Origin of the sequence: Methylobacterium sp. E-005 (genome assembly GCF_022829725.1) — a bacterium.
GTDB lineage: Bacteria > Pseudomonadota > Alphaproteobacteria > Rhizobiales > Beijerinckiaceae > Methylobacterium.
This window is the reverse complement of record NZ_JAKSYG010000026.1, coordinates 1-21,830: the sequence shown is the minus strand read 5'-3', so window position 1 is coordinate 21,830 and position 21,830 is coordinate 1. Positions and strand designations below refer to the sequence as shown.

Sequence of the window (21,830 nt, the reverse complement as noted above, 5' to 3'; positions counted from 1 at the left end):
CGATCAATCCTTGGCGTGTGCGACCCCCGGGACGGACGCCTCGCCCGGCTTGGCCGGTCCATCCGTGCACACCTCGCCAATGTAGGCGGGGGGCTCTCCCTTGCCAAGTAATGGCGACCCCCCTGCGGCGAGGGCAGCACTCTTCGCCCTCACCCGGCGGGGTGGCGCGGGGTCGAGGCTCACCAAGCCGGCGGTGTCCGTGGCGATCAGGAATCCCGCGAGGCTACGCCGGATCGCCGCCCGACGCCGCAGGGCCGGCAACAGCGCTTCGAGAACCAGGGCTTCGAGCCGTTCGAGCCGGCGAGGCGCCGCACCTGCCCGGGTCAGGGCGCTGTCGAGGCAGCGCAGGGCGATCGCCTCCGGCAGGGCCGCCAGGACGGTTCCGTCGAGGCGCAGGGTGCCGTCCGCCGCCGGGAGCCGCGCGGCGTCGAGGGCCTGGCCGGCGGCGGCGCGCAAAGCCGCCTCGTCACGGGCGGCACGCTGGGCAAGGCGGGCGAGGCGGCCGGGGGTCAGCCCCTCGCGCTCCAGGATCGGCCAGGCCGCGCGCAGGCGGCCGCGGGCGAAGCGCGGATCGGCGTTGCCGGGATCGCGCAGGTAGGGGATGCCGCGGGCTTCGCACCACGCGACCAGCGCGGCCTTGGGCAGGGCGAGAAAGGGCCGCCCCAGACCGATTCCCGGAGCGAGCGGCCGGGCGGCGTGCATGCCGGCGAGCCCGGCGGGACCGCTGCCGGCGGCGAGCCGCATCAGCACGGTCTCGGCTTGGTCGTCCAGGGTATGACCGGTGAGAACGCGTTCGGCACCGATCGCGGCGGCATGGGCGGCGAGCAGCCGGTAGCGGGCGGCCCGGGCCGCCGCCTGGAGGCCGGTGCCGGGCTTCGCGCCCGCCCAGGCGAGGATCGCATGCGGCAGGCCGAGCGCCCGGGCGGCGGCGGCGACGCCTTCGGCCTCCGCGCGCGCGTCCGGCCGCAGGCCGTGATCGACGGTGGCAACCCGCACGCGCGCTCCTAGCGCAGCGGCAGCATGCATCAGCGCGCGCGAATCGGCCCCCCCCGAGACGGCGAGCAGGACATCGCCCCCGAGCCACGGTTCGAGGGCCTGAAGAACGGGATCGTCCGCACGGCCAGTCATGGATTCAAAAGGTCCGTGACCTTGTGCAGGTTCAGGGCGGAGCCCTGATGGGTTCGGGCAAAGCCCGCTGTCCGGCCCCGCCCGGACACCCGGCCGAAGGGCTGAGTCCCCCGGGAAGCCGGATTGCTCAGGCGCCGCAGCGGGCGCGCTTCAGCTCGCGCACGACGCCCTGGCGGATCCCCGCGCCCGCATTCGGGAATTTCCGGTCCAGTTCGGCGAGCGTCGCGCAGGCCTGCTCGCGGGCGCCGAGGGCGGCGAGCGTGACGCCAAGCTTCAGCATGGCATCGGGGGCCTGGCTCGAGCGGGCGTAGTCGGTCGAGACCTTCAGGAATTGCTCGGCGGCCTCGCGGTTGCGGCCGCGGGCCAGGTAGCTCTCGCCGAGCCAGTAGGTGGCGCCGGCGACGCGGTTGTCGCGGGGATGCGACTGGATGAACTGGCGCAGGCCCATCTCGGCCTGCTCGTACTGCTTGCCGCGGTACAGCTCGACCGCGGCCTCGTAATCGGCGGCCGGATCGCCCGTCCGGGTGGCGGCGACGCTCTCCGAGGGGCGGGCCGGGATCGCCCCCGTGCGGGCCGGCGGGCGCAGGTCCACCGGCTGGTCGTAGCCGGGGGCGGCCGCCTCGGCGTCCTCGTCCTCGCCCTCGATGGCCCCTTGCGGCAGGCGCTGCGGCCGCGGCGCGGCTTCGGTCGCCTCGAAAGCCTCGCGGGGCGGGGCGGCCTCCCGGGGCGGCAGGGGCACGGAGGGCTGGGTGCTGCCGAGCTGCATCGGCGCGCCCGGCGCGCCGGGGGCCTGCGACGGATCGAACGCGTCGCCGCGCTTGCCCGGCCGCCCGGAACCCGGATTGACGCCGTTGACGGTGCCGCCCGGCCCCGAGGACGGGGCGGCTGCGGGGGCTGGCTTTCCGCCGCCCTTCCCCTCCCCCTTGCCCTCGTTCAGGCGGAACTCGACGTCCTCCTGGAACTTGCGCAGCTGCTCCTTGAGCTGGCGGTTCTCGTACTGGAGGGTCTCGATCTGCCCCGCCATCACGCGGGACTGGTTCTCGATGCGCCCGAGGCGCACGACCAGCTCGGAGGCGTCCTGCGCGGCGGCCGGGTGGCCGAGGAGCACGGTGCCGAGGGCGGTGGCGAGGGCGAGACGGGTGCGAAGGCGGGCGAGCATGGGGTGGCTGCGGTCCGATGGCGGCGCGTGGCCCTAACAGATGCGCCGGTCCGCGGCAAAACTGGGGCGGGGCTCAGCCCTGTCGCGACGCTCAGAGGAGACCGGAGGCCCGCCGTCATCAGGCTCTCGGTCCTGCCGAACTCCCCGCCCCCGATTTCAGATTCTGTATCGCTGAGGCGCTGGCTGATCTTCGAGAGAAATCTTACGGTTTTTCCAGAATTTCTTGAGACTGCAGTGTCCTTCATGTTGAAGAATCGTCTTGAAGCAAATCTATAAAGATATCGAATATCTTATCTGCTCGGCAAGCTCCACGATACCTTCGCTCGATATGAGGCCGGCCCCGCGCCTGGCCCCACGAAGCGTGTCGATGTGAAGAGCCCGCCGACCAGACCTGCCCGCGTGACGCGCAGAGCCCGCGGGTTCGGTCGCAGGGCCGATCACCCGCGCCTCGCGTGGGTCAGTGTGCTTCTGCAGCGGCGATGGCGCTGATGGATCGCAATCAGCAACTCCTGGACGGCCTGACGAAGACCAGCAAGGTCATCGAGATCGGGCCGGCCCACAATCCGCTGGTGCCGCGCAGCGCGGGCTGGAACAGCTTCAGCCTCGATCACGCCACCCGGGCGGATCTGGTCGCCAAATACGCAGCCGATTCCTGGGTCGATACCGCTCAGATCGAGGAGGTCGATTTCGTCTGGCACGGCGGATCGATGATCGACGCCGTTCCGGCCGAGCACCACGGCACGTTCGACGCCGTGATCGCGAGCCACGTCATCGAGCACACGACCGACGTGATCCGGTTCCTTCAGGGTGCGCGCACCCTGCTCCGGCCGGAGGGCAGCCTCCGCCTCGCGGTCCCCGACAAGCGCAAGTGCTTCGACTTCTACCGAAACCCCTCGACCACGGCCGACGCGATCGTGGCCTACGAGGACAGACGCGACCGGCACGACACGCGCACGCACCTCGACTACGCCCTGCGGATGGCGACCAAGGGCGGCTGCCCGGGCTGGTTCGAGGGCGACATCCAGCCGGCCGAACTCCTCCACGGTGTCGAGATCGCGTGGCAGATGCTCCGCTACAGCGGCGTCCCCGATTACATCGACGCGCACAATTGGGTGTTCGTGCCGGCAAGCTTCGAGCTGATGATGCTCGAACTCGGCGCCCTCGCGTTCCTCGATCTGGAGATCGAAAGCCTTGTCGCGATGCCGGCCACCGAATTCCTCGTCCGGCTCCGTCCCGGGCGGGAGGCGGTCGATCCGGACGCGATTCAGGCACGGCGGCGCGCGCTCATGAGCCGGATCCTGATCGAACTGGCCGATCAGACGCGGCAGATCGCGGACAGCCCGCTTTACGTGCCCCCGCCCCTGCCTGCCTCGGATCCAACGCCGCCCCGGCAACGCTCTCGGTTGCAGCGCTGGTTCTCGGCCGGGACTTCCCTGGCCGCCGCATCTGCCGGATTCCGGGGTCCCCGCTCACCCGCGTGAGCGGCCCCAGGCCTCCGATCCCGTGCAGAGGCGGGGGTTGTGGAGGGCGTTACGCTCCGGCGCCGCGGTCCAGCACGATCACCGCCCGGCGGTTCTGCGACCAGCAGGAGATGTCGTTGCACACCGCCACCGGCCGCTCCTTGCCGTACGACACGGTGCGCATCCGGCTCGCCGCGATGCCGCGGGTGGCGAGGTAGTCGTTCACCGACTGGGCCCGGCGGGCGCCGAGGGAGAAGTTGTACTCGCGGGTGCCGCGCTCGTCGGCATGGCCCTCGATGATGAAGGTGTAGCGCGGATAGCGCTGGAGCCACGCGGCCTGCTTGTCGAGGGTCGCGGTCGCGGTGGGCGTCAGGTCGGTGGAATCCGACTCGAAGAAGACCCGGTCGCCGATGTTGACGACGAAGTCCTGCGCGCTGCCCGGGGTCGCGGCGCCGGCGCCGAACGCGGAGGCGTCGGCGAGGTCCTTGTCGTTGCTGCAGGCGCCGAGGCCAAGGCCGGCGACGAGGGCGAGGCCGAGGGCGGCGGCACGAAAACGCTGCGTCATGATCAGAAAAAGCTCCTCGAGCGGTGCCGAAGGCCGGCTGCGGGTCTTCGAGGCGGGTCCGCGTAGTCCTTGAGCGCCGTGTTTAGGCGCGGATGGTTAAGCGACAGTTCCGCCGGACGACGAGGGCGGGTGGTGATGGCCCGCATCGTTCGGCGGCGTGCGGTGACGCACCCGGGACGCGCCCCGAATGCGGCGGCTGCGGGGCGGTGGGGCCGAACGGGCGATTTCACGCGGCACGGTTGCGGCGCGGCCACAGCAGCGCCCGGCATTCGCAGCGTCCGGTAACGGACCGGCGGGATCGATTAAGGGATCATCAACCCTATCACGCCCCTAATCGGCGGGCCGAACACCGGACATCCCGCCATGCGCCCCGCCCAGAGCGTCCTCATCGTCGAGGACAGCTATCTGCTCCTCGAGATCATCGCGAGCCTGTGCGAGACGCACGGCATCCGGGTGCACGAGGCCTCCACGGGCGAGGCGGCGCTGACGCTTCTGCGCGCGCGCGGCGCGGCCATCGACTGGCTGTTCACCGACATCCATCTGCCCGGGCTGATCGACGGCTGGACGGTCGCCCACGCCTTCCGGGCGCTCCATCCCGACCGGCCGGTGGTCTACACCTCGACCGACACGATGGGCCGCAGCGGCGTGCCCGGCAGCCTGTTCCTGCGCAAGCCGTTCCAGGTGCAGGAGGTCAACCGGCTGGTGCGGACGATGGTCGAGGGGCTCGGCGAAACGACCCTCGGTTCCCCGCTCTGCGCCGCCGGCTGAACGGGCTCAGCCGGCCCGGAACAGGGCCACGATCTCCGGCGCGGCGAGCCAGGCCTCCACCCGCGGGCAGGTAAGGTCGCCGGTCGGCAGGGCGTCGTAGATCGAAAAGCTCGCCGCGATGAAGCCCGGCAGGTCGTAGAGCACCGGGACGTCGTCGCCGGGAGCCCTAGACTTCGCCGCCTTCGCCTTGAACAGGTACGATCCGGTGACCCCGAACTGCTCGGCAATGGCCGGGTAGATCGGCCAGATCACGTCCTGGGTCAGCTCGTCGCCGAGGTAATCCTCGATCGCCACCGGCTCCGGGGTGATCCCGCTCTCCACGAGCAGGCGCCGGGCGATGTCACCCACGACATGCGCCTTCGGGTGGTTCATCAGGTGCATGAAGGCGCCCCGGCGCGCCCAGCGGGTCAGCTCGCGCTCCAGGCCGAAGCCCAGGGCCTCGGCCGAGCCGACGAGCTCGCGCACGGCCGGATCCCAATGATCGAGATAGCCCAGGCGCCGGAAGACATCCTCGCGGAACAGGCCGGCGGTGTGGTCAGGCGCGAGCCCGAGCCGGTGGGCAATCAGCACGATCGCCGAATGGTACTGCCCCATCGGCGACGGCGCGAGCTTCAGCGCGGCGAGGTCCGAGGCCTGTCCGGCATAGACCATGTCGGGGTGGAAGGCCGAGAACACGATCGAGGGAAACAGCCTGAGCCGGGGATCGGCGGCCCGCAGCGTGGCAGCGTCGCCCCCCGGGATCAGCCCGGACGGGAAGCTTTGCGAGAAGACGTGGTCATGGGCCCGCAGGGTCCGGATCAGGCCGTCGATATGGCCGTGGTCGCGCTTCAGCGAGCCCATGGGCAGGTAGCGGACCGGGCTCTTCGGCGCGAGCAGGCGCATCGCCCGGGCGACGCCCCGGGCCTGGCAATTGCCCAGGACCGCGAGGCTCGGCCCGTCGCGGCCCGTAGCGGCGCGGGCGCGGTTCCGCCATGGTGTCGCCCAGGTGGGGGGCCAACTGGGGGCCCAACTGGGCGTCGGCAGGGTGAACGCGCTGCGGGCGCGCCGGGGCAGGTCGTTCAGGGCCACGTCGCGTGCCGTGTCAGCGGACGGGTCAGCGGTCCCGAGGGCCGTCGCCGTCGTGAGGAAGAGGGTTCGAAGATGGCGTTGAATCCGTATACGGGTCTACCGGCCGAGCGATTCTGGCGCAAGGTCGTGACCAACGTGCCGCCCTTCGCGGTCAATCCGCACCCGAAGGACACGTTCGTGATCGCGCCGACCGACAAGGTCGCCACCGGCGGCTCCTGCTTCGCCCAGCGGGTGGCCGAGGCGGTGCGCGGCGCCGGCTTCAACTACTACCTGACCGAGCCGCCGCCCCCCGGCATGAGCGCCGAGGAGGCCAATGCCCGCCAGTTCGGCACGTTCTCGGCGCGGTACGGCAATCTCTACTACACGCGCCAGTTCGTGCAGCTCTTCGACCGGGCCTACGGCAAGTTCGAGCCGGAGCTGAAGGCGTGGCTGCGCGACGACGGCCGCTACGTCGACCCGTTCCGCCCCACGGTCGAGCCGGCGGGCTTTGCCAGCGAGGCCGAGGTAATCGCCGCCCGCGACGCGCATCTCGCCGAGGTGCGCCGCCTGTTCGAGACGCTCGACGTGTTCGTACTGACGCTCGGCCTGACGGAGGGCTGGCGCTGGCGGGCCGACGGGGCGGCGCTGCCGCTGGCTCCGGGCGTTGCGGGCGGGACCTTCGACCCCGCGCTCTACGAGTGCGTCAACGCGGGCGCGGGCGAGGTGCTCGGCGACCTCAACGGTTTCCTCGACCGGCTCTGGAGCGTGAACCCGAAGGCGCGGGTGATCTTCACGGTCTCGCCGGTGCCGATGATCGCCACCTACATGGACCGGCACGTGATGGAGTCGAACAGCTACTCCAAGTCGGTGCTGCGGGTGGCGGCCGGCGAGGTGGTGGGCCGGGGCGACCCGCGGGCGGTCTACTTCCCCGCCTACGACATCGTCACGAGCAACGTGAATGCCGGGCGCTACTACAACGAGGATCAGCGCACCATCAACGACGCGGGCGTGCGCCACGTCATGCGCCTGTTCCTGGCGACTTTTGCGCGCGATCGGGTCTCCCCGGCCCCGACTCATGCCCCTGTCGACCTCGCGGCGGAGTTCGAGGGCAATGCCGGCGTGATCTGCGACGAGGAGGAGATCGAGCGCAGCGTGGCGTGAACGCGGCGTAGGTCCGGGGTTTGCCTCCGGGCGGGCGTTTCGGGCAAGCTCGGCCACCCGGGCGCCCTGCCCCTCCGGAGACGAATCCCTTGAGCCTGCCCCCGCCCCGCCATGCCGACCACGACATCGATCCAGTCTTCGTGAAGCGGCACTCGCCCCGCGCCTTCACGGGCGAGGCCGTGCCCGAATCCGAGTTGATGCGGATGATCGAGGCGGCGCGCTGGTCGCCCTCGGCCTACAACTCGCAGCCCTGGCGCTTCCTCTACGCGCTGCGGGACGATGCGCATTGGGAGACGTTCTTCGGCCTGCTGGTACCCGGCAACCAGAAATGGGTCTCCGGCACAGGGGCGATCGTGTTCCTGGTCTCGAACGGCTTCATGAAGGTCGGCGACGAGCTGAAGCCGTCCTACAGCCACTCCTTCGATGCCGGCACCGCCTCCCTGGCGTTCCAGCTCCAGGCGATCCACCAGGGCTGGCACGCCCACGGCATGGTGGGCTTCGACCATGTCCGCGCCCCCGAGGTGCTGCGCCTGCCCGAGAACCACCGGATCGAGGCCGCCTTCGCGGTCGGCCGCAAGACCCCCGAGGCGGACCTCACCGAGGAGCAGCGGCCGCGGGAGATGCCAAACGGCCGCCGGTCGATCACCGACTTCACCATCGCGGGCCCATTCCCGGCCGCCACCGACTGAGGCGAATCGGAACCGGCGGCTTCGACCGCGAATTGTGTCCGCATCGCAAAGCCGTCACAGCTCCGGCGCTCGCCGCCTCGAAAACGCGTTCCGGGTGGGCGCAGCGCCGGACCCGGACTTACCCTGTCCGCCCTGCGACGATTCGGGAGCTGGCTCATGAGTTCTTCCGACAGGGACGCTGCGGCCGCCGCATTCCTCGATGATGGCCGGTTCGACCATGCTTCGGGGCTTCAGAGCATCGCCGACCGCCACGGTGTCGGCCTCGACGCGGTGCGCCACCTCGTGCGGGCGCTGGAGCGTGGCCACGGCACCATGGCGCAGTTCGACCATCCCGATCTCGGAGGGATGGGCCAGTGGTTCTCGGGCGGCATGGTGATGGTCGGCCGGATGTTCGACGACGGGCTGAAGGCGCGGGTCGACGCCCTCTGCACCGAACTCGCCGCGTCACTGCCGGCGAGCGGTTTTGCCGAGGCGGCCCCCGCCGCGCAACGCGGGGGCGGCGAATGGTGGCCGGCGGACCTCGGAGCGCCCGCCAGCACCGGCTCGCAGAACGGGATGCGCTACGCCTATTTTCCGAACCGCCAGCGGCTCGCCGTCGAGTCGGGGTCCGGCGTGGCGGTCTACGATACGGCCGAGCACCGCATCACGGGTGTCTCGCAGTCGAATGGCAGCCTCGGCTTCACCGGGCCGGCGGGGGCCGTCGACCTCGCCCGGCTGCGCCGCATCGAGGCGGAGGCGGCCGCCCCGCGGCAATCGGATCCCGCGCAGGCCCCGACCCCGGCCCCGGCACCGCCCGGCGATGTGCTCGCGACCATTGAACGGCTGGCCGATCTCCACGCCCGGGGCGTGCTCACCAACCAGGAGTTCTCCGACAAGAAGGCGGAGCTGCTGGCACGGCTCTAGGGCGTGTCCTGACTGCGCGCTCCGTGATCCGGATTCCGAAGGGCAAGGTCCTTTGGCGGGTCGCCGCGGCTGAGTCTTGGCCGATCAGGCGATGCCGGCGCGCAGCAAGTCGTGGACGTGGACGATGCCCACCGGCCGCCCGTCCGTAACCGCGAAGATGGCCGTGATGAGCCGCCGGTTCATCAGCTCCAGGGCGGCCTGGGCGAGCTTGTGCGGCTCTACGGTGACCGGATCGCGGGTCATGATCGTGGAGACCGGCGTGTCGAGGAGTGCCGGGCCCATGTGACGGCGCAGATCGCCGTCCGTGACGATGCCGACGAGGCGCCCCGCGCCGTCGGTGACGCCGACGCAGCCGTAGCGCCGGGCCGCGATCTCGATCAGCACCTCGGACATCAGCGCGGATTCGTGAACGAGCGGCATATCCTGCGGCCCGTGCATCACCTGCTGCACGGTCTTGAGGCGGGCGGCGAGCGTCCCGCCGGGATGGAGCGTGTGGAAGCGCGCCGAGGTGAAGCCGCGCCGCTCCAGCAGCGCCACCGCCAGCGCGTCGCCGAGGGCCAGCTGGATCAGGCTGGAGGAGGTCGGCGCGAGGTCGTGCGGGCAGGATTCCCGCACCCGGGGCAGTTCCAGCAGCACGTCGGCGGCCCGGCCGAGCGTGCTCTCGCCGTTGCGGGTGATGGCGACCAGCGGGATCGAGAAGCGGCGGCTGAAGCCCACGAGGTCGGAGAGTTCCGCGGTCTCGCCCGACCACGACAACGCGATGATCACGTCGTCCCGGGCGATCATGCCGAGGTCGCCGTGGCTCGCCTCGGTCGGGTGGACGAAGAACGCATGGGTGCCGGTGGAGGCCAACGTCGCGGCGATCTTGCGCCCGACATGGCCGCTCTTGCCGATGCCGCTGACGATCACCCGGCCCTTGCTCTGCAGGATGGTCTGAACCGCCTCCTCGAAGGCCACGCCGAGGCGCCCCTGGAACGCCGCACTCGCCTCCTGGAGGGCGGCGATGCCAAGCTGCAAGCTGCGGATCCCGAGATCCCGGGTGGTGGCCAGATGCGGCGACGGCGCGTCGTAGCGGTCGTCGTGGCGATCATCGCGCAGGGCGCTGGAGGCGGGAGCGTTCATCGGTTCCGTTCTGGACCCGGGGGCCGGGTCGGCGATGCGAAGCGTCAAGGCCGACGCTAGGCAGGGGTCGTGGTTGAAATGTGACGCGCGGACGACGCAGTGCCGCACGCCAGTTGAAGCGGCGTCCACACGGGTCCATGCTCACGCCACGCCACCCGAGAACGAGGGCTCGAGCCCCATGTCGATCCGCTTCCCCGATCCCGATCCCGCCATCCTCGCCCGGCGCGAGGCGATCCTGGCCGGCCTCGCGCCCCTGGTGGCGCCGGAGGCGCTGGTGGTGAGCGAGGATGAGCGCCGGGCCTTCGAGACCGACGGGCTCACCGCCTACCGGCAGATGCCGCTCGCCGTGGTTCTGCCCTCCACCACCGCCGAGGTCGCCGCCGTGATGGCGTATTGCCACGCCAACGGCGTGCGGGTCGTGCCTCGGGGCGCCGGCACCTCGCTCGCGGGCGGCGCCATCGCGCAGGCCGACGCGATCATCCTGGGCGTCGGCAAGATGACCCGGGTCCTCGACATGGACTTCGCCAACCGCACCGCCCGGGTGCAGAGCGGCATCACCAATCTCGCGATCTCGGGGGCGGTTGCCCACGAGGGCTTCTTCTACGCCCCCGACCCGTCGAGCCAGCTCGCCTGCACCATCGCGGGCAATATTGCGATGAATTCCGGCGGCGCGCATTGCCTGAAATACGGCGTGACCACCAACAACCTGCTCGGCGTCACCCTGGTGCTCAACGACGGCACCGTGGTCGAGATCGGCGGCCAGCACCTCGACAGCGGCGGCTACGACCTGCTCGGCCTCGTCTGCGGTTCGGAGGGCCAGCTCGGCATCGTCACCGAGGCGACCGTCCGGATCCTGCGCGCGGCCGAAGGGGCGCGGCCGGTGCTGATCGGCTTCTCGAAGGTCGAGGATGCGGGCGATTGCGTCGCCGCGATCATCGCGGCCGGGATCATCCCGGTGGCGATCGAGTACATGGACCGCGAGGCGATCCTGATCACCGAGGATTTCGCCCAGGCCGGCTACCCGCGCGACGCCGAGGCGATGCTGATCATCGAGGTCGAGGGCTCGGATGCCGAGTGCGACGCGATGCTGGCGCGGATCGAGACGATCGCCAAGGACTTTCGCCCGACGAGCGTCCGGGTCTCGCGCTCGGAGGCCGAATCCGCCGCGATCTGGAAGGGCCGCAAATCGGCCTTCGGCGCGACGGGCCGGATCTCCGACTACATCTGCATGGACGGCACGATCCCGACCGGCCAGCTCGGGCCGGTGCTGGAGCGGATCGGGTCGATCTGCGCCGAGAAGGGCCTGCGCGTCGCCAACGTGTTCCACGCCGGCGACGGCAACCTGCACCCGCTGATCCTGTTCGACATCAACCGGCCCGGCGAGTTGCAGAAGGCCGAGGCGGCGGGCGACGAGATCCTGAAGCTCTGCGTCGAGGTCGGCGGCTGCCTGACCGGCGAGCACGGGGTCGGCATCGAGAAGCGCGAGCTGATGCGCTTCCAGTACGATCAGGTCGATCTCGAGCAGCAGATGCGGGTCAAGGCGGTGTTCGATCCGGACTGGATGCTGAACCCCGCCAAGGTCTTCCCGCTGGAGGGCCGGCTCGCGGCCTGATCCGGGTTTCCGTAGGGCTCCGCCCTTGGGCGGGTTCTCAGGGCAAGGCCCTGAGACCTCTGGCCCTGAGACCTCTAGATCTGGGATGGTTTCCAGGGCGCTGCCCTGGATCCACGAAAGGTCTCGACCTTTCCGAAACCCCGACGTGAACGATCCGCGCGCTCCGGTTCAGGGGGCTCTGAGAGGGCGTCTCAGGCGGCTTCGACCTTGCGGCCGCGGCCGCGCCCCCCGGCAGCCGCACCCCGGCGCCGACCTTGCGAAGCGGCGACCGTATCGTCCGCCGGCTCGTTGTCCTGGTCGGCCTGCTGGCCACGGCCGGGCTGACCGAGGCCGAGGCTCTTGGCCAGGGCCGAGCGCTGCGCCGAGTAATTCGCCGACGTGGTCGGGTAATCGGACGGCAGACCGAACCGCTCGCGGTAGCTCTGCGGGTCCAGGCCGTGCTTGGTGAGGTGGCGCTTCAGCGTCTTGTACGACTTGCCGTCGATGAAGCTGATCAGCCCGTCCGGCCGGATCGACTTGCGGATCTGGGCCGGGCTCGGACGCTCGACCGTGTCGGCGACCGGAGCGGCCGGGCCGGACGCGATCGAATTCAACGCGCTGTGGATGCTGGCGATCAGGCTGGGCAATTCGGCCGAGGGCAGTGAGTTGTTGGAAACGTAGGCCGCGACGACGTCCACGGTCCGTTCGATGTAATCCAGTTGGGATGTCGGCACAGCGTCAGACATTCTCTCTTTCCTTGATTTAGAAACCTGGTTGGGTCCCCTCTTTTCGCGAGTTAAGACACTGCCTGAAAAAAGCAAGGTCGTCCCTATATCGGACTGTGTCTGGACAAAAGTCTAAGTTTGCATCCCAGGTCCATCCCTACAGGGTGTAGTTGCATTCACGACATTGAAAAGGCATTTCCCGGCGGCTTTACCGAGGTGCGACGGGTGAATGCTGCGCGGATCCCCAAAGCAAGTTTTCGTTGACGGGAGAGACCTTTACCTTCAGGGGGACGCCCCAGTGTCAGGCGGTCCTGCGATCGGTTTAATCGGTCTGCGCGAAACATCCGCGGGCTTCGTGCAAGATTTCGTGAGGCCTGGGCGCACCTGCGACATTCGGCACCCTCGGAGCGCCGGCTGATTCGCGAATCGCTAACCTCAAGTCGCGGTCACGCGAAGGTCTTGCGCGGGTCGAAGGCGTCGCGCACGGCTTCGCCGGCGAAGACGAGCAGGCTCAGCATCACGGCGATCACCAGAAAGCCCGTGAGCCCGAGCCAGGGCGCCGTGAGGTTGTCCTTGCCCTGGGCAAGGAGTTCCCCGAGCGAGGGCGAGCCCGGTGGCAGACCGAAGCCCAGGAAGTCCAGGGAGGTCAGTGTCGTGATCGATCCGTTCAGGATGAACGGCAGGAAGGTCAGTGTCGCCACCATGGCGTTCGGCAGCAGGTGCACCGTCATGATGCGAATATTCGACAGACCCAGCGCCCGGGCGGCGCGGACATATTCGAAGTTCCGGGCGCGCAGGAACTCGGCGCGCACGACGCTCACCAGCGCCACCCAGGAGAACAGCAGCATGATCCCGAGCAGCACGAAGAAGCCCGGGGCGATGAAGGCCGAGATGATGATGATCAGGTAGAGGGTCGGGATCCCGCCCCAGACCTCGATGAAGCGCTGGAAGGCGAGATCGACCCAGCCGCCGAAATAGCCCTGCACGGCCCCCGCCACCACGCCGATGACGGAGGAGACAGCCGCCAGGATCAGGCCGAACAGCACCGAGATCCGGAAGCCGTAGATCACCCGGGCCAGGACGTCGCGGGTGGTGTTGTCGGTGCCGAGCCAGTGCCAGGGGATGTCCGAACAGGTCGCGCCTCCGAGTTTCTCAGCGACCGGCTTGCACTGCGCGTCCGTGAGCATCCAGGTCGGCGGCGATGGCGAGGGGGTCGGCAGATCCTCGTTGATCGTGTCGTAGGAGAACGGAATCGGCGGCCAAAGGGCCCAGCCGTTCGCAGCGATTTCCTTGCGGATTTCGGGGGAGCGGTAATCGGTCTGCGCGAGGAACCCGCCGAACTTCTCCTCCGGGTAATCGACCAGCACCGGCACCAGCCACTCGCCCTTGTAGGACAGGACGATCGGCCGGTCGTTGGCGATGAACTCGGCGAACAGGCTGGCGACGAACAGGACCGTGAAGATCAGGAATGACGCGGAACCGAGGCGATTGCGGCGGAAATTCTTCAGCCGCCGCCGATTGATCGGCGACAGGCCGCGCCGTCCCGCCGGGGCCGGCGGCGGGGGAGCGCCTTCATCCGGCCGCAGGACGATGGGCTGGGCGCCCGGCATCGGGGCGGGCACGGCCATGCCCCCGTCGGGGCGGGCGACTTCGTTCATCGCGGGAGGCTCCCGAACCTGGCAGAGCGCGCACGCCCTTCCCCTGCTGCGCGGGCGGATGGCCCGGCCGTCGGGCCGGGTCGGGAGAGGGGGGCGCCGCTTCCCAAGGAGGCGCGACCGGATTCATGGCCTGAACCGTCGCGCAGCCCCTCTCCCCCCTTGCTGCGCAGGCTACCTTCCCCCGCAGCGGGGGGAGGGAGAACGCCGAGGTCTGAGAGCGCTGAGACGTTCAGCCGTCGAGCCGGGTCGCGGTTCCCTCGATCTCGCCGGGGCGCAGGCCGCCGCTGCGCTCCATCCAGTGGCGCAGCAGCCGGACGTTGCGGCGGTTGGCCTTGAAGGCGGCGTCGAACAGGTCGCCGGCGATCGGTACCGCGCCCAGCAGCCCGTCGAAGGCCACGTTGAGCCCCATCCGGGCCACCAGCCAGCGCGGCGCCCCGAGGCGCTTGGCCTCGTAGACGATGAAGGACGAGATCACCATGCCGGCGACGTCGCCGATCACCGGCACGAGGCCGATCAGCGCGTCGAACCCGACCCGCCGGTTGATGCCCGGGATGATGAACGCCGTGTCCATCAGATGGGCCAGCGTCTCCAGCCGGGCGAGGCTCGCCTCGCGGCCGAGATCCGCCGACAGGAACGGCGGTCGGCCGCCGGATGTGGTTTCGGCCCGGGCGAAGCGCCCGGCCGGGGGGGCCTGGGTGAAATCCATGGTTGCGGTCCGTGGGGAAGCCATCGCGTTCAACGATGTGGCCCCCCGGTCGGATCCCCGCAAGGACAGGGCGCGCGCGGCTCATGCGGCCTTCCGGGCGAGACCGCTCATCCGGTCGAGGGCGGCATCCAGGGTGGCGTCCTCCTTGGCGAAGCAGAGGCGCACGAGGCTCCGCACGGAGGCATCCGGATAGAAGGCGCTCACCGGGATCGCCGCGACGCCGTGGCGGGTGACGAGCGCCTCGCAGAACGCCACGTCATCCCCCAGATCGAGGCCCGCGATGTCGATGTTGAGGAACCACGTCGCTTGGCCCGGCAGGACGGGAAAGCCCAGCGCCCGCAGGCCGTCGGAGAGCCGGTCCCGGGACCGGGCATAGCCGGCCCGCATGGCGTCGAACCAGTCCGGCGGCTTGGCGAGGCCATAGGCCACCGCTTCCTGAAGATTCGGCGGCGTGGTGAAGGTGAGGAACTGGTGCGCCTTGGCGAGCCCCTGCATCAGCCGGGCATCGGCCATCACGAAGCCGACCTTCCAGCCGGTGAGCGAGAAGATCTTGCCCGCCGAGCCGATCTTCACGGTCCGCTCGCGCATCCCGGGCAGCGCCATGAGCGGGACGTGGCGTGCCCCGTCGAAGACCACGTGCTCCCAGACTTCGTCGCAGAGCGCGGTCACGTCGTAGCGGCAGCAGAAGCGGGCGAGCAGCGCGAGGTCGTCCGGCCCGAACAGGGTGGCGCTGGGGTTGAGCGGGTTGTTGAGCACCACGACCTTGGTGCGTTCGCTGAAGGCCGCCGCCAGGGCGGCTTCGTCGAGGTGGAAGGCCGGCGGCGTCAGGGTGACGACCCGCGGCACGCCCCCGGCGCGCCGGACCAGCGGCAGGTAGGCGTCATAGAGGGGGGCGAACAGCACGACCTCGTCGCCGGGCTCGATCAGGGCGAGCAGCGCCCCGGCCAGGGCCTCGGTGGCGCCGGAGGTGACCATCACCTCGGTCTCCGGATCGAGGGTGAGCCCCTGATGCGCCGCGTAATGGGTCGCCACGGCCGCGCGCAGGGCCGGCACACCCATCATCGGCGGATACTGGTTCCAGCCCTCGACCAGGGCCCGGGCGCCGTGCTGACGGATATCGGCGGGTCCCGGATCGTCGGGGAACCCCTGGCCGAGATTGATCGCGCCGTGGGTCCGGGCGAGCCGCGACATCGTCTCGAACACCGTCGTGGGCAGCGTCGCGAAGACCGGGTTCATGCGGGGCGGAACGGAAGGTCGGGCCGGAACAGGCTCAGCATGGGCAGCCTGTAGCATGGGGTCGGCAGAATGCGGAATGTGCGCCTTCGCACAGACGCATCGCGGCGCCGGAACCGCATCGCTGACGAATGTTGACTTTCATCACTCGTATCGTAGGTTCTCCTCACGGCTGGAACGGCATTCCTGCCGGCAGGGCTTCGCCCCCTCGCCCGGTCAGCAGGATGTCGCTCCGGTCCTCAGGAAGGGCCATCGACTTGCGGGTCGGTGGCCCTTTCGGCGTTCTGGGGTTAGGCTCTCCGTTCGACCATTCCTGATCGCGTATGACGATGGACGGGCTGATGTCGCGGTCGCCGCGTGGAGCCATGATGGCCAGCGACCGTTCGGAACCGACGATGCAGCCGGTCGCACGCTGTCTCCTCCTCGCCCTGCTGATCGCGGGTCTCGGCGTGACCCTTCGGTGCGCCCTGCCGGTCACCCAGGTGGACGGGGCGTTCCAGGCGGTCCTGCGCGCCTACGCGGTCCCGCAGCAGGACCACCAGCAACACGACTGAAACCTCGTCGCCCTAGTGACGGCGCATTGGGCGGGCACCGTTCAATCATCGCCTGGGCGGCGAAGATGTCGCCGCGGTCAGGGGCCGTACAGGCCCCAGATAACATTATGGGCTTAGGCTCAGCGCCGGGGATCGTTTCCGCCACCCGGCGATACGAGACGGCCTCGATCTCAGACCCAGCCTCCGGGATCAGCGTCGCGGGGGCCGGCACTGGGGTTTGGACACGCGGGGCCAAGCTCATCCATCCTCACAGATGGGATGGGCCTTGGCTCCGGTCAGATATGAGTCAGTCATGAACGAGAGTTCACCGATCCGGACCGACACGGCCCGCGCCTACCAGCCCGGCGAGGCGCCCGCGCGCGAGGTCCGGACGCGGCGGTTCCGGCCGATCCGCTGGCTCGTGATCCTGGCGCTGCTCGCGGGCGCCGGGGCGATCGGCCACCGCTGGTACGAGGCGCGGACCGACAAGGGCGCGGAGCCCGCGACGGCCCACAAGGGCGGCGGTCGCGGCGGCCGGCACGGCGGCGCCGACATGCCGCAGGCGGTGGGCATCGCCAGCGTGACGACCGGCGACATGCCGGTGATCCTCCAAGGGCTCGGCACGGTGACGCCGCTCGCCACCGTGACGGTGAAGTCGCAGATCAGCGGCTACCTGACTCAGGTGCAGTTCCAGGAAGGTCAGAACGTCAAGGCGGGCGACGAGCTCGCCCGGATCGATTCCCGACCCTACGAGGCCCTGCTCGCCCAGTACCAGGGCCAGCTCGCCCGCGATCAGGCGCTCCTCCAGAACTCGAAGCTCGATCTCCAGCGCTACCAGACGCTGAACCGCCAGGATTCGATCTCCAAGCAGAACGTCGACACGCAGGCCGCGCTCGTGAAGCAGAACGAGGGCACGGTGGCGGCCGACCAGGCGCTGGTCGACCAGCAGAAGCTCAACATCACCTACACGCACATCGTCTCGCCGGTGGACGGCCGGGTCGGCCTGCGGCAGGTCGATCAGGGCAACTACATCTCGGCCGCCTCGACGGCGATCGTGGTGGTGACCCAGCTGCACCCGATCTCGGTGGTGTTCACCCTGCCGGAGGACGACGTGGCGCGGGTGATGCGGCAGGTGCGGGCGGGCGCGAAGCTCACCGTGCGGGCCTACGACCGCGGCGACGCCCACGAGATCGCCACCGGCCGGCTCGATACGGTCGACAACCAGATCGACACGACCACCGGCACCGTGAAGCTGCGCGCCCTGTTCGATAACGCCGACGAGGAGTTGTTTCCGAACCAGTTCGTCAACGCCAAGCTGACCGTCGACACGGTGCGGGGCGCGACGCTGGTGCCGAACGCCGCCCTGCTCCAGGGCACGCCCGGCACCTACGTCTACCTGATGGACGGGGACAACAAGGTCACGGTCCGGCCGATCAAGACCGGCGAGACCGACGGGACCAACAGCGTGGTGGCCTCGGGGCTGAACCCGGGCGACCGCGTCGTGACCGACGGCACTGACCGGCTGAAGGACGGCGCGCCGGTGCGCATCACCGAGGGCGCGCAGGCGGATACGGGCAAGGCCGCCGAGGCGAAGCCGGACGGCAAGGGTGAGGTGAAGTCGGGCGCACCCACCGAGACCGCGGCGGATTCACAAGGGACAGCGGAGGGCGGTCGTCGGCACCGGCGCCGTCAGGCGCAGTGAGCGCGGGCTTGGCGCGCGAGACGCGCGGCCTCCTCTTCCCCCTTTGCGGACCTTGGAAGGTTTCGGGAGGTCAGTCCCAATCGCGCCCTCATCCTGAGGTGCTGCGTAGCAGCCTTGAAGGAGAGCTCCAGGGATCGCGCGGCTGGCTGGAGGACTCCTTCGAGGCCTCCGCTGCGCTCCGGCGCCTCAGGATGAGGGCGAGGATGGGAAATTCGTCGCTCGCGATCCCAGCGCCTGGCCGCGCGATCTCCTCCCGGGTGGGGACGGACAGCGGGCTTCTGCCATGAACCCGTCCCGCCTCTTCATCCTGCGCCCGGTCGCCACGACGCTGTTGATGCTGGCGATCCTGATCGTCGGCGGCGTGTCGTACCTGAAACTGCCGGTCTCGGCGCTGCCGGCGGTCGATTACCCGACGATCCAGATCCAGACCTTCTATCCCGGCGCCAGCCCCGAGGTGATGACCTCCTCGGTGACGGCGCCCCTGGAGCGGCAGTTCGGCCAGCTCGCCAACCTCAACCAGATGACCTCGCAATCCTCGGCGGGCGCCTCGGTCATCACCCTGCAGTTCAGCCTCGACCTGTCGCTGGACATCGCCGAGCAGCAGGTCCAGGCGGCGATCAACGCCGCCGGTAATTTGCTCCCGTCAGACCTGCCGGCGCCGCCGATCTACGCCAAGGTCAACCCGGCCGACGCCCCGGTCCTGACGCTCGCGCTCACCTCGAAGACCCTGCCGCTGACCCAGGTGCGCGACCTCGCCGAGTCGCGTCTCGCCCAGAAGATCAGTCAGGTGGCGGGTGTCGGCCTCGTCAGCATCTCGGGCGGCCAGCGGCCCTCCGTGCGGGTGCGGTTCAACGCCCGGGCGCTCGCCGCCTACGGGCTCAACATCGACGACCTGCGCACCACCATCACCAACCTCAACGTCAACACGCCGAAGGGCACGATCGACGGGCCGAAGCAGTCCTACGCGATCAACGCCAACGACCAGATCCGCGACCCGAAGGCCTACAATTCGGCGATCATCGCCTACCGCAACGGCGCTCCGGTGATGCTCTCGGAGGTGGCTGACGTGGTCGAGGGGCCGGAGAACACCAAGCTCGGCGCCTGGGCCGACACGACGCCGGCGGTGATCCTCAACATCCAGCGCCAGCCCGGCGCCAACGTCATCGCGACCGTCGACAAGATCAAATCCCTGCTGCCCCAGCTCCAGGCGAGCCTGCCGGCCGCCGTGGCGGTGGCGCCGCTCACCGACCGCACAACCACGATCCGCGCCTCCGTGGAGGACGTGCAGTTCGAGCTGGGCCTCGCCATCGCGCTCGTCGTGCTGGTGATCTTCCTGTTCCTGCGCAGCCTGTCGGCGACCCTGATCCCGAGCCTGTCGGTGCCCCTGTCGCTGGTCGGCGCCCTGTCGGTGATGGACCTCTACGGCTTCTCCCTCGACAACCTGTCGTTGATGGCGCTGACCATCGCGACCGGCTTCGTGGTCGACGACGCCATCGTGGTGATCGAGAACATCGCCCGCCACGTCGAGGCCGGCGATTCGCCCCTGGAGGCGGCGCTCAAGGGCTCCCGCGAGATCGGCTTCACCATCATCTCGCTCACCGTCTCGCTGATCGCCGTGCTGATCCCGCTTCTGTTCATGGGCGACGTGGTCGGGCGGCTGTTCCACGAATTCGCCATCACGCTGGCGGCCACGATCGTCATCTCGGCGGTGGTGTCGCTGACCCTGGTGCCGATGCTGTGCGCGCGGCTCCTGAAGCACGCCCCCGAGTCCCAGGCCCGCCGCCGGGAGGGCGCGATCTCACGCCTCGGCCGCCGCGCCATCGACGGCACGATCGAGGCCTACGGCCGGGCGCTGCGGGTCGTCCTGAACCACCAGGGCCTGACGCTGCTGGTGGCGCTCGGCACACTGGCGCTCACCGCCTACCTGTTCGTGGTGATCCCCAAGGGCTTCTTCCCCGTGCAGGATACCGGCGTGATCCAGGGCATCACGCAGGCCGACCAATCCGTGTCGTATGGGGCCATGGCCGAGCGTCAGCAGCGGATGGCCGAGATCGTCCTCAAGGACCCGGACGTCGCGAACCTGTCCTCGTTCATCGGGGTCGACGGCCAGAACGTCACGCTCAATTCCGGCCGGATGCTGATCAACCTGAAGCCCCGGGAGGCGCGCACGGCATCCGCCAGCGCGATCATCCGGCGGATCTCGGCGGCGGCCGCCAACCAGCCCGGCATGCGGCTCTACATGCAGCCGGTCCAGGACCTGACGATCGACACCGCGGTCTCGGCGACCCAGTACCAAGTCATCCTGGAGAGCCCGAACATCGACGATTTCGAGACCTGGGTGCCGCGCTTCACCGAGGCCCTGGCGAAGTCGCCGGTGGTGATGGACGTCGCCAGCGATCACCAGGGCCAGGGGCTCGCCGCCTACGTGACGATCGACCGGCCGACCGCCGGCCGCTACGGCATCACCCCGGCCACCATCGACAACGCCCTCTACGACGCTTTCGGCCAGCGGATCATCTCGACCATCTTCACCCAGTCCAACCAGTACCGGGTGATCCTGGAGGCCGACCCGAAGCTGCACACGACGCTCCGCAGCCTCGATTCGATCTATCTGCCCTCGTCCACGGCGACCAACGGACAGGTGCCACTCTCGGCCGTGGCACGGATCAGCGAGCGGCGGGCGCCGCTGCTGATCTCGCATCTCGGCCAGTTCCCGGCCACCACCGTGTCGTTCAATCTCGCGCCCGGCGCGGCCCTGGGACAGGCGGTGGAGGCGATCGATCAGGCCAAGGCCGAGATCGGCCTGCCGCCCTCGTTCCGGGTGGTGCCACAGGGCTCGGTCTTCGCCTTCCAGGCGGCGCTCAGCAACGAGCTGTTCCTGGTGCTGGCGGCGATCGTCACGGTCTACATCGTGCTGGGCGTGCTCTACGAGAGCTTCATCCACCCGATCACGATCCTCTCGACCCTGCCCTCGGCGGGGATCGGGGCGCTGCTCGGCCTGATGCTGTTCGGGCTGTCGCTCGACATCATCGCGGTGATCGGCATCGTGCTCCTGATCGGCATCGTGAAGAAGAACGCCATCATGATGATCGACTTCGCGCTCCAGGCGGAGCGTGAGGACGGGCTCGACCCCCGGGAGGCGATCTTCCAGGCCTGCCTGCTGCGCTTCCGGCCGATCCTGATGACGACGCTGGCGGCGCTCTTCGCCGCGGTGCCGCTGATCCTGGGTACGGGGGTGGGCTCGGAGCTGCGCCAGCCGCTCGGCATCTGCATCGCGGGCGGCCTGATCGTCAGCCAGGTGCTGACGCTGTTCACGACGCCGGTGATCTATCTGGCGTTCGACCGGCTGGAGCGGCGGATTTCCGGGCGGCGCCCGGAGATTGAAGGCGGTGAGGTGTTGCCGTGATGGAGCGGGACGAGGCCGCCTCATCCCCTCCCCCCTCTGCGGGGGAGGGAGGGCGTGTGGCCGATCCGACCTAGGGACACCGCGGAGCGACGGACGCCACGGCGAGCCCGATCCGCGCCTGCGCGCCTGCGCCCGTGAGCAGCGACGATCCTACACGCGGGCCGCGGATGCCTTCTGGCAGCGGGAGACCGGAAGAGCGTCGTGTAGGGCAAGAGTACTCAGGGACGGACCGACTCCAGGGGTAGCCCGATCCCCACCTGCTAGAAGCAGCCCG

Annotated in this window: 18 protein-coding genes; 9 read left to right on the top strand and 9 right to left on the bottom strand. The window is 69.7% G+C overall.

Annotation, left to right across the window (positions count from 1 at the left end):
• Window positions 1–3 precede the first annotated feature (3 nt).
• Together tilS and ybgF are read right to left on the bottom strand one after the other, a co-directional pair.
• On the bottom strand, window positions 4–1,128 hold the full coding sequence (gene tilS / locus MKK88_RS01575) for a tRNA lysidine(34) synthetase TilS (protein ID WP_243996837.1): 1,125 nt from the start codon (window positions 1,126–1,128) through the stop codon (window positions 4–6).
• Between the two features lie 127 nt (window positions 1,129–1,255).
• A complete protein-coding gene (ybgF, locus tag MKK88_RS01570) occupies window positions 1,256–2,287 on the bottom strand; it encodes a tol-pal system protein YbgF (protein ID WP_243996836.1) in 1,032 nt (343 codons plus the stop codon).
• Window positions 2,288–2,775: 488 nt separating this feature from the next.
• Between ybgF and MKK88_RS01565 the strand changes: the two genes are divergently transcribed.
• Complete coding sequence (locus tag MKK88_RS01565; protein WP_243996835.1) at window positions 2,776–3,768, top strand: methyltransferase domain-containing protein; 993 nt, start codon at window positions 2,776–2,778, stop codon at window positions 3,766–3,768.
• A 49-nt stretch (window positions 3,769–3,817) separates the two neighbouring features.
• On the opposite strand, the gene pal is transcribed toward MKK88_RS01565, so the two are convergent.
• Window positions 3,818–4,312 (bottom strand): peptidoglycan-associated lipoprotein Pal, encoded by a 495-nt coding sequence (pal, locus tag MKK88_RS01560; protein ID WP_243996834.1) that lies wholly within the window; start codon window positions 4,310–4,312, stop codon window positions 3,818–3,820.
• A gap of 363 nt (window positions 4,313–4,675) precedes the next feature.
• Between pal and MKK88_RS01555 the strand changes: the two genes are divergently transcribed.
• Complete coding sequence (locus MKK88_RS01555; RefSeq protein ID WP_243996833.1) at window positions 4,676–5,080, top strand: response regulator; 405 nt, start codon at window positions 4,676–4,678, stop codon at window positions 5,078–5,080.
• 6 nt (window positions 5,081–5,086) lie between these two features.
• On the opposite strand, the gene MKK88_RS01550 is transcribed toward MKK88_RS01555, so the two are convergent.
• Window positions 5,087–6,148: a WcbI family polysaccharide biosynthesis putative acetyltransferase gene (locus MKK88_RS01550; protein ID WP_243996832.1), complete on the bottom strand. Its 1,062-nt coding sequence runs from the start codon at window positions 6,146–6,148 to the stop codon at window positions 5,087–5,089.
• A gap of 72 nt (window positions 6,149–6,220) precedes the next feature.
• Here MKK88_RS01550 and MKK88_RS01545 point away from each other — a divergent pair, with 72 nt between their 5' ends.
• The 3 genes from MKK88_RS01545 (at window position 6,221) to MKK88_RS01535 (ending at window position 8,880) form a co-directional block, all read left to right on the top strand.
• Window positions 6,221–7,288 carry a GSCFA domain-containing protein gene (locus MKK88_RS01545; protein WP_243996831.1) on the top strand — a complete coding sequence of 356 codons (1,068 nt, stop codon included), beginning with the start codon at window positions 6,221–6,223 and terminating at the stop codon, window positions 7,286–7,288.
• 89 nt (window positions 7,289–7,377) lie between these two features.
• A complete protein-coding gene (locus tag MKK88_RS01540; RefSeq protein ID WP_243996830.1) occupies window positions 7,378–7,977 on the top strand; it encodes a nitroreductase family protein in 600 nt (199 codons plus the stop codon).
• Window positions 7,978–8,133: 156 nt separating this feature from the next.
• The gene (locus MKK88_RS01535; RefSeq protein ID WP_243996829.1) at window positions 8,134–8,880 is read left to right on the top strand and encodes an SHOCT domain-containing protein; all 747 of its coding nucleotides are present in this window, start codon (window positions 8,134–8,136) and stop codon (window positions 8,878–8,880) included.
• Window positions 8,881–8,964: 84 nt separating this feature from the next.
• Here the strand turns inward: MKK88_RS01535 and MKK88_RS01530 are convergent, their stop codons facing one another.
• Window positions 8,965–10,002, bottom strand: coding sequence for an SIS domain-containing protein (locus MKK88_RS01530; protein WP_243996828.1), 1,038 nt, complete (start codon window positions 10,000–10,002; stop codon window positions 8,965–8,967).
• 178 nt (window positions 10,003–10,180) lie between these two features.
• Here MKK88_RS01530 and MKK88_RS01525 point away from each other — a divergent pair, with 178 nt between their 5' ends.
• Window positions 10,181–11,614 (top strand): FAD-linked oxidase C-terminal domain-containing protein, encoded by a 1,434-nt coding sequence (locus tag MKK88_RS01525; protein WP_243996827.1) that lies wholly within the window; start codon window positions 10,181–10,183, stop codon window positions 11,612–11,614.
• Between the two features lie 191 nt (window positions 11,615–11,805).
• Here MKK88_RS01525 and MKK88_RS01520 read toward each other — a convergent pair whose 3' ends face one another.
• The 4 genes from MKK88_RS01520 to MKK88_RS01505 form a co-directional block, all read right to left on the bottom strand.
• Window positions 11,806–12,339, bottom strand: a complete 534-nt coding sequence (locus MKK88_RS01520; protein WP_243996826.1) for a MucR family transcriptional regulator — start codon at window positions 12,337–12,339, stop codon at window positions 11,806–11,808.
• Between the two features lie 425 nt (window positions 12,340–12,764).
• A complete protein-coding gene (locus MKK88_RS01515; protein WP_243996825.1) occupies window positions 12,765–13,976 on the bottom strand; it encodes an ABC transporter permease in 1,212 nt (403 codons plus the stop codon).
• A 229-nt stretch (window positions 13,977–14,205) separates the two neighbouring features.
• Window positions 14,206–14,682: a DUF4112 domain-containing protein gene (locus MKK88_RS01510; RefSeq protein ID WP_243996824.1), complete on the bottom strand. Its 477-nt coding sequence runs from the start codon at window positions 14,680–14,682 to the stop codon at window positions 14,206–14,208.
• Window positions 14,683–14,763: 81 nt separating this feature from the next.
• Window positions 14,764–15,918 (bottom strand): aminotransferase, encoded by a 1,155-nt coding sequence (locus MKK88_RS01505; protein ID WP_243996823.1) that lies wholly within the window; start codon window positions 15,916–15,918, stop codon window positions 14,764–14,766.
• A gap of 392 nt (window positions 15,919–16,310) precedes the next feature.
• Here MKK88_RS01505 and MKK88_RS01500 point away from each other — a divergent pair, with 392 nt between their 5' ends.
• From MKK88_RS01500 to MKK88_RS01490, 3 genes are all read left to right on the top strand, one after another.
• On the top strand, window positions 16,311–16,469 hold the full coding sequence (locus MKK88_RS01500) for a hypothetical protein (RefSeq protein ID WP_243996822.1): 159 nt from the start codon (window positions 16,311–16,313) through the stop codon (window positions 16,467–16,469).
• 292 nt (window positions 16,470–16,761) lie between these two features.
• Entirely contained in the window at window positions 16,762–18,150 is a 1,389-nt protein-coding gene (locus MKK88_RS01495) for an MdtA/MuxA family multidrug efflux RND transporter periplasmic adaptor subunit (protein WP_243996821.1), read from the top strand.
• A 283-nt stretch (window positions 18,151–18,433) separates the two neighbouring features.
• Window positions 18,434–21,556 (top strand): MdtB/MuxB family multidrug efflux RND transporter permease subunit, encoded by a 3,123-nt coding sequence (locus tag MKK88_RS01490; RefSeq protein WP_243996820.1) that lies wholly within the window; start codon window positions 18,434–18,436, stop codon window positions 21,554–21,556.
• Window positions 21,557–21,830: the final 274 nt, after the last annotated feature.

What these genes read in the sequence shown, in the direction of transcription:
- MKK88_RS01510 (WP_243996824.1), bottom strand. Translation starts at nt 14,682, where the DNA reads ATGGATTTCACCCAGGCCCCCCCGGCCGGGCGCTTCGCCCGGGCCGAA.
- MKK88_RS01530 (WP_243996828.1), bottom strand. Translation starts at nt 10,002, where the DNA reads ATGAACGCTCCCGCCTCCAGCGCCCTGCGCGATGATCGCCACGACGAC.
- MKK88_RS01520 (WP_243996826.1), bottom strand. Translation starts at nt 12,339, where the DNA reads ATGTCTGACGCTGTGCCGACATCCCAACTGGATTACATCGAACGGACC.
- tilS (WP_243996837.1), bottom strand. Translation starts at nt 1,128, where the DNA reads ATGACTGGCCGTGCGGACGATCCCGTTCTTCAGGCCCTCGAACCGTGG.
- MKK88_RS01565 (WP_243996835.1), top strand. Translation starts at nt 2,776, where the DNA reads ATGGATCGCAATCAGCAACTCCTGGACGGCCTGACGAAGACCAGCAAG.
- MKK88_RS01515 (WP_243996825.1), bottom strand. Translation starts at nt 13,976, where the DNA reads ATGAACGAAGTCGCCCGCCCCGACGGGGGCATGGCCGTGCCCGCCCCG.
- MKK88_RS01500 (WP_243996822.1), top strand. Translation starts at nt 16,311, where the DNA reads ATGCAGCCGGTCGCACGCTGTCTCCTCCTCGCCCTGCTGATCGCGGGT.
- MKK88_RS01505 (WP_243996823.1), bottom strand. Translation starts at nt 15,918, where the DNA reads ATGAACCCGGTCTTCGCGACGCTGCCCACGACGGTGTTCGAGACGATG.
- MKK88_RS01495 (WP_243996821.1), top strand. Translation starts at nt 16,762, where the DNA reads ATGAACGAGAGTTCACCGATCCGGACCGACACGGCCCGCGCCTACCAG.
- MKK88_RS01490 (WP_243996820.1), top strand. Translation starts at nt 18,434, where the DNA reads ATGAACCCGTCCCGCCTCTTCATCCTGCGCCCGGTCGCCACGACGCTG.
- MKK88_RS01555 (WP_243996833.1), top strand. Translation starts at nt 4,676, where the DNA reads ATGCGCCCCGCCCAGAGCGTCCTCATCGTCGAGGACAGCTATCTGCTC.
- pal (WP_243996834.1), bottom strand. Translation starts at nt 4,312, where the DNA reads ATGACGCAGCGTTTTCGTGCCGCCGCCCTCGGCCTCGCCCTCGTCGCC.
- MKK88_RS01545 (WP_243996831.1), top strand. Translation starts at nt 6,221, where the DNA reads ATGGCGTTGAATCCGTATACGGGTCTACCGGCCGAGCGATTCTGGCGC.
- MKK88_RS01535 (WP_243996829.1), top strand. Translation starts at nt 8,134, where the DNA reads ATGAGTTCTTCCGACAGGGACGCTGCGGCCGCCGCATTCCTCGATGAT.
- ybgF (WP_243996836.1), bottom strand. Translation starts at nt 2,287, where the DNA reads ATGCTCGCCCGCCTTCGCACCCGTCTCGCCCTCGCCACCGCCCTCGGC.
- MKK88_RS01525 (WP_243996827.1), top strand. Translation starts at nt 10,181, where the DNA reads ATGTCGATCCGCTTCCCCGATCCCGATCCCGCCATCCTCGCCCGGCGC.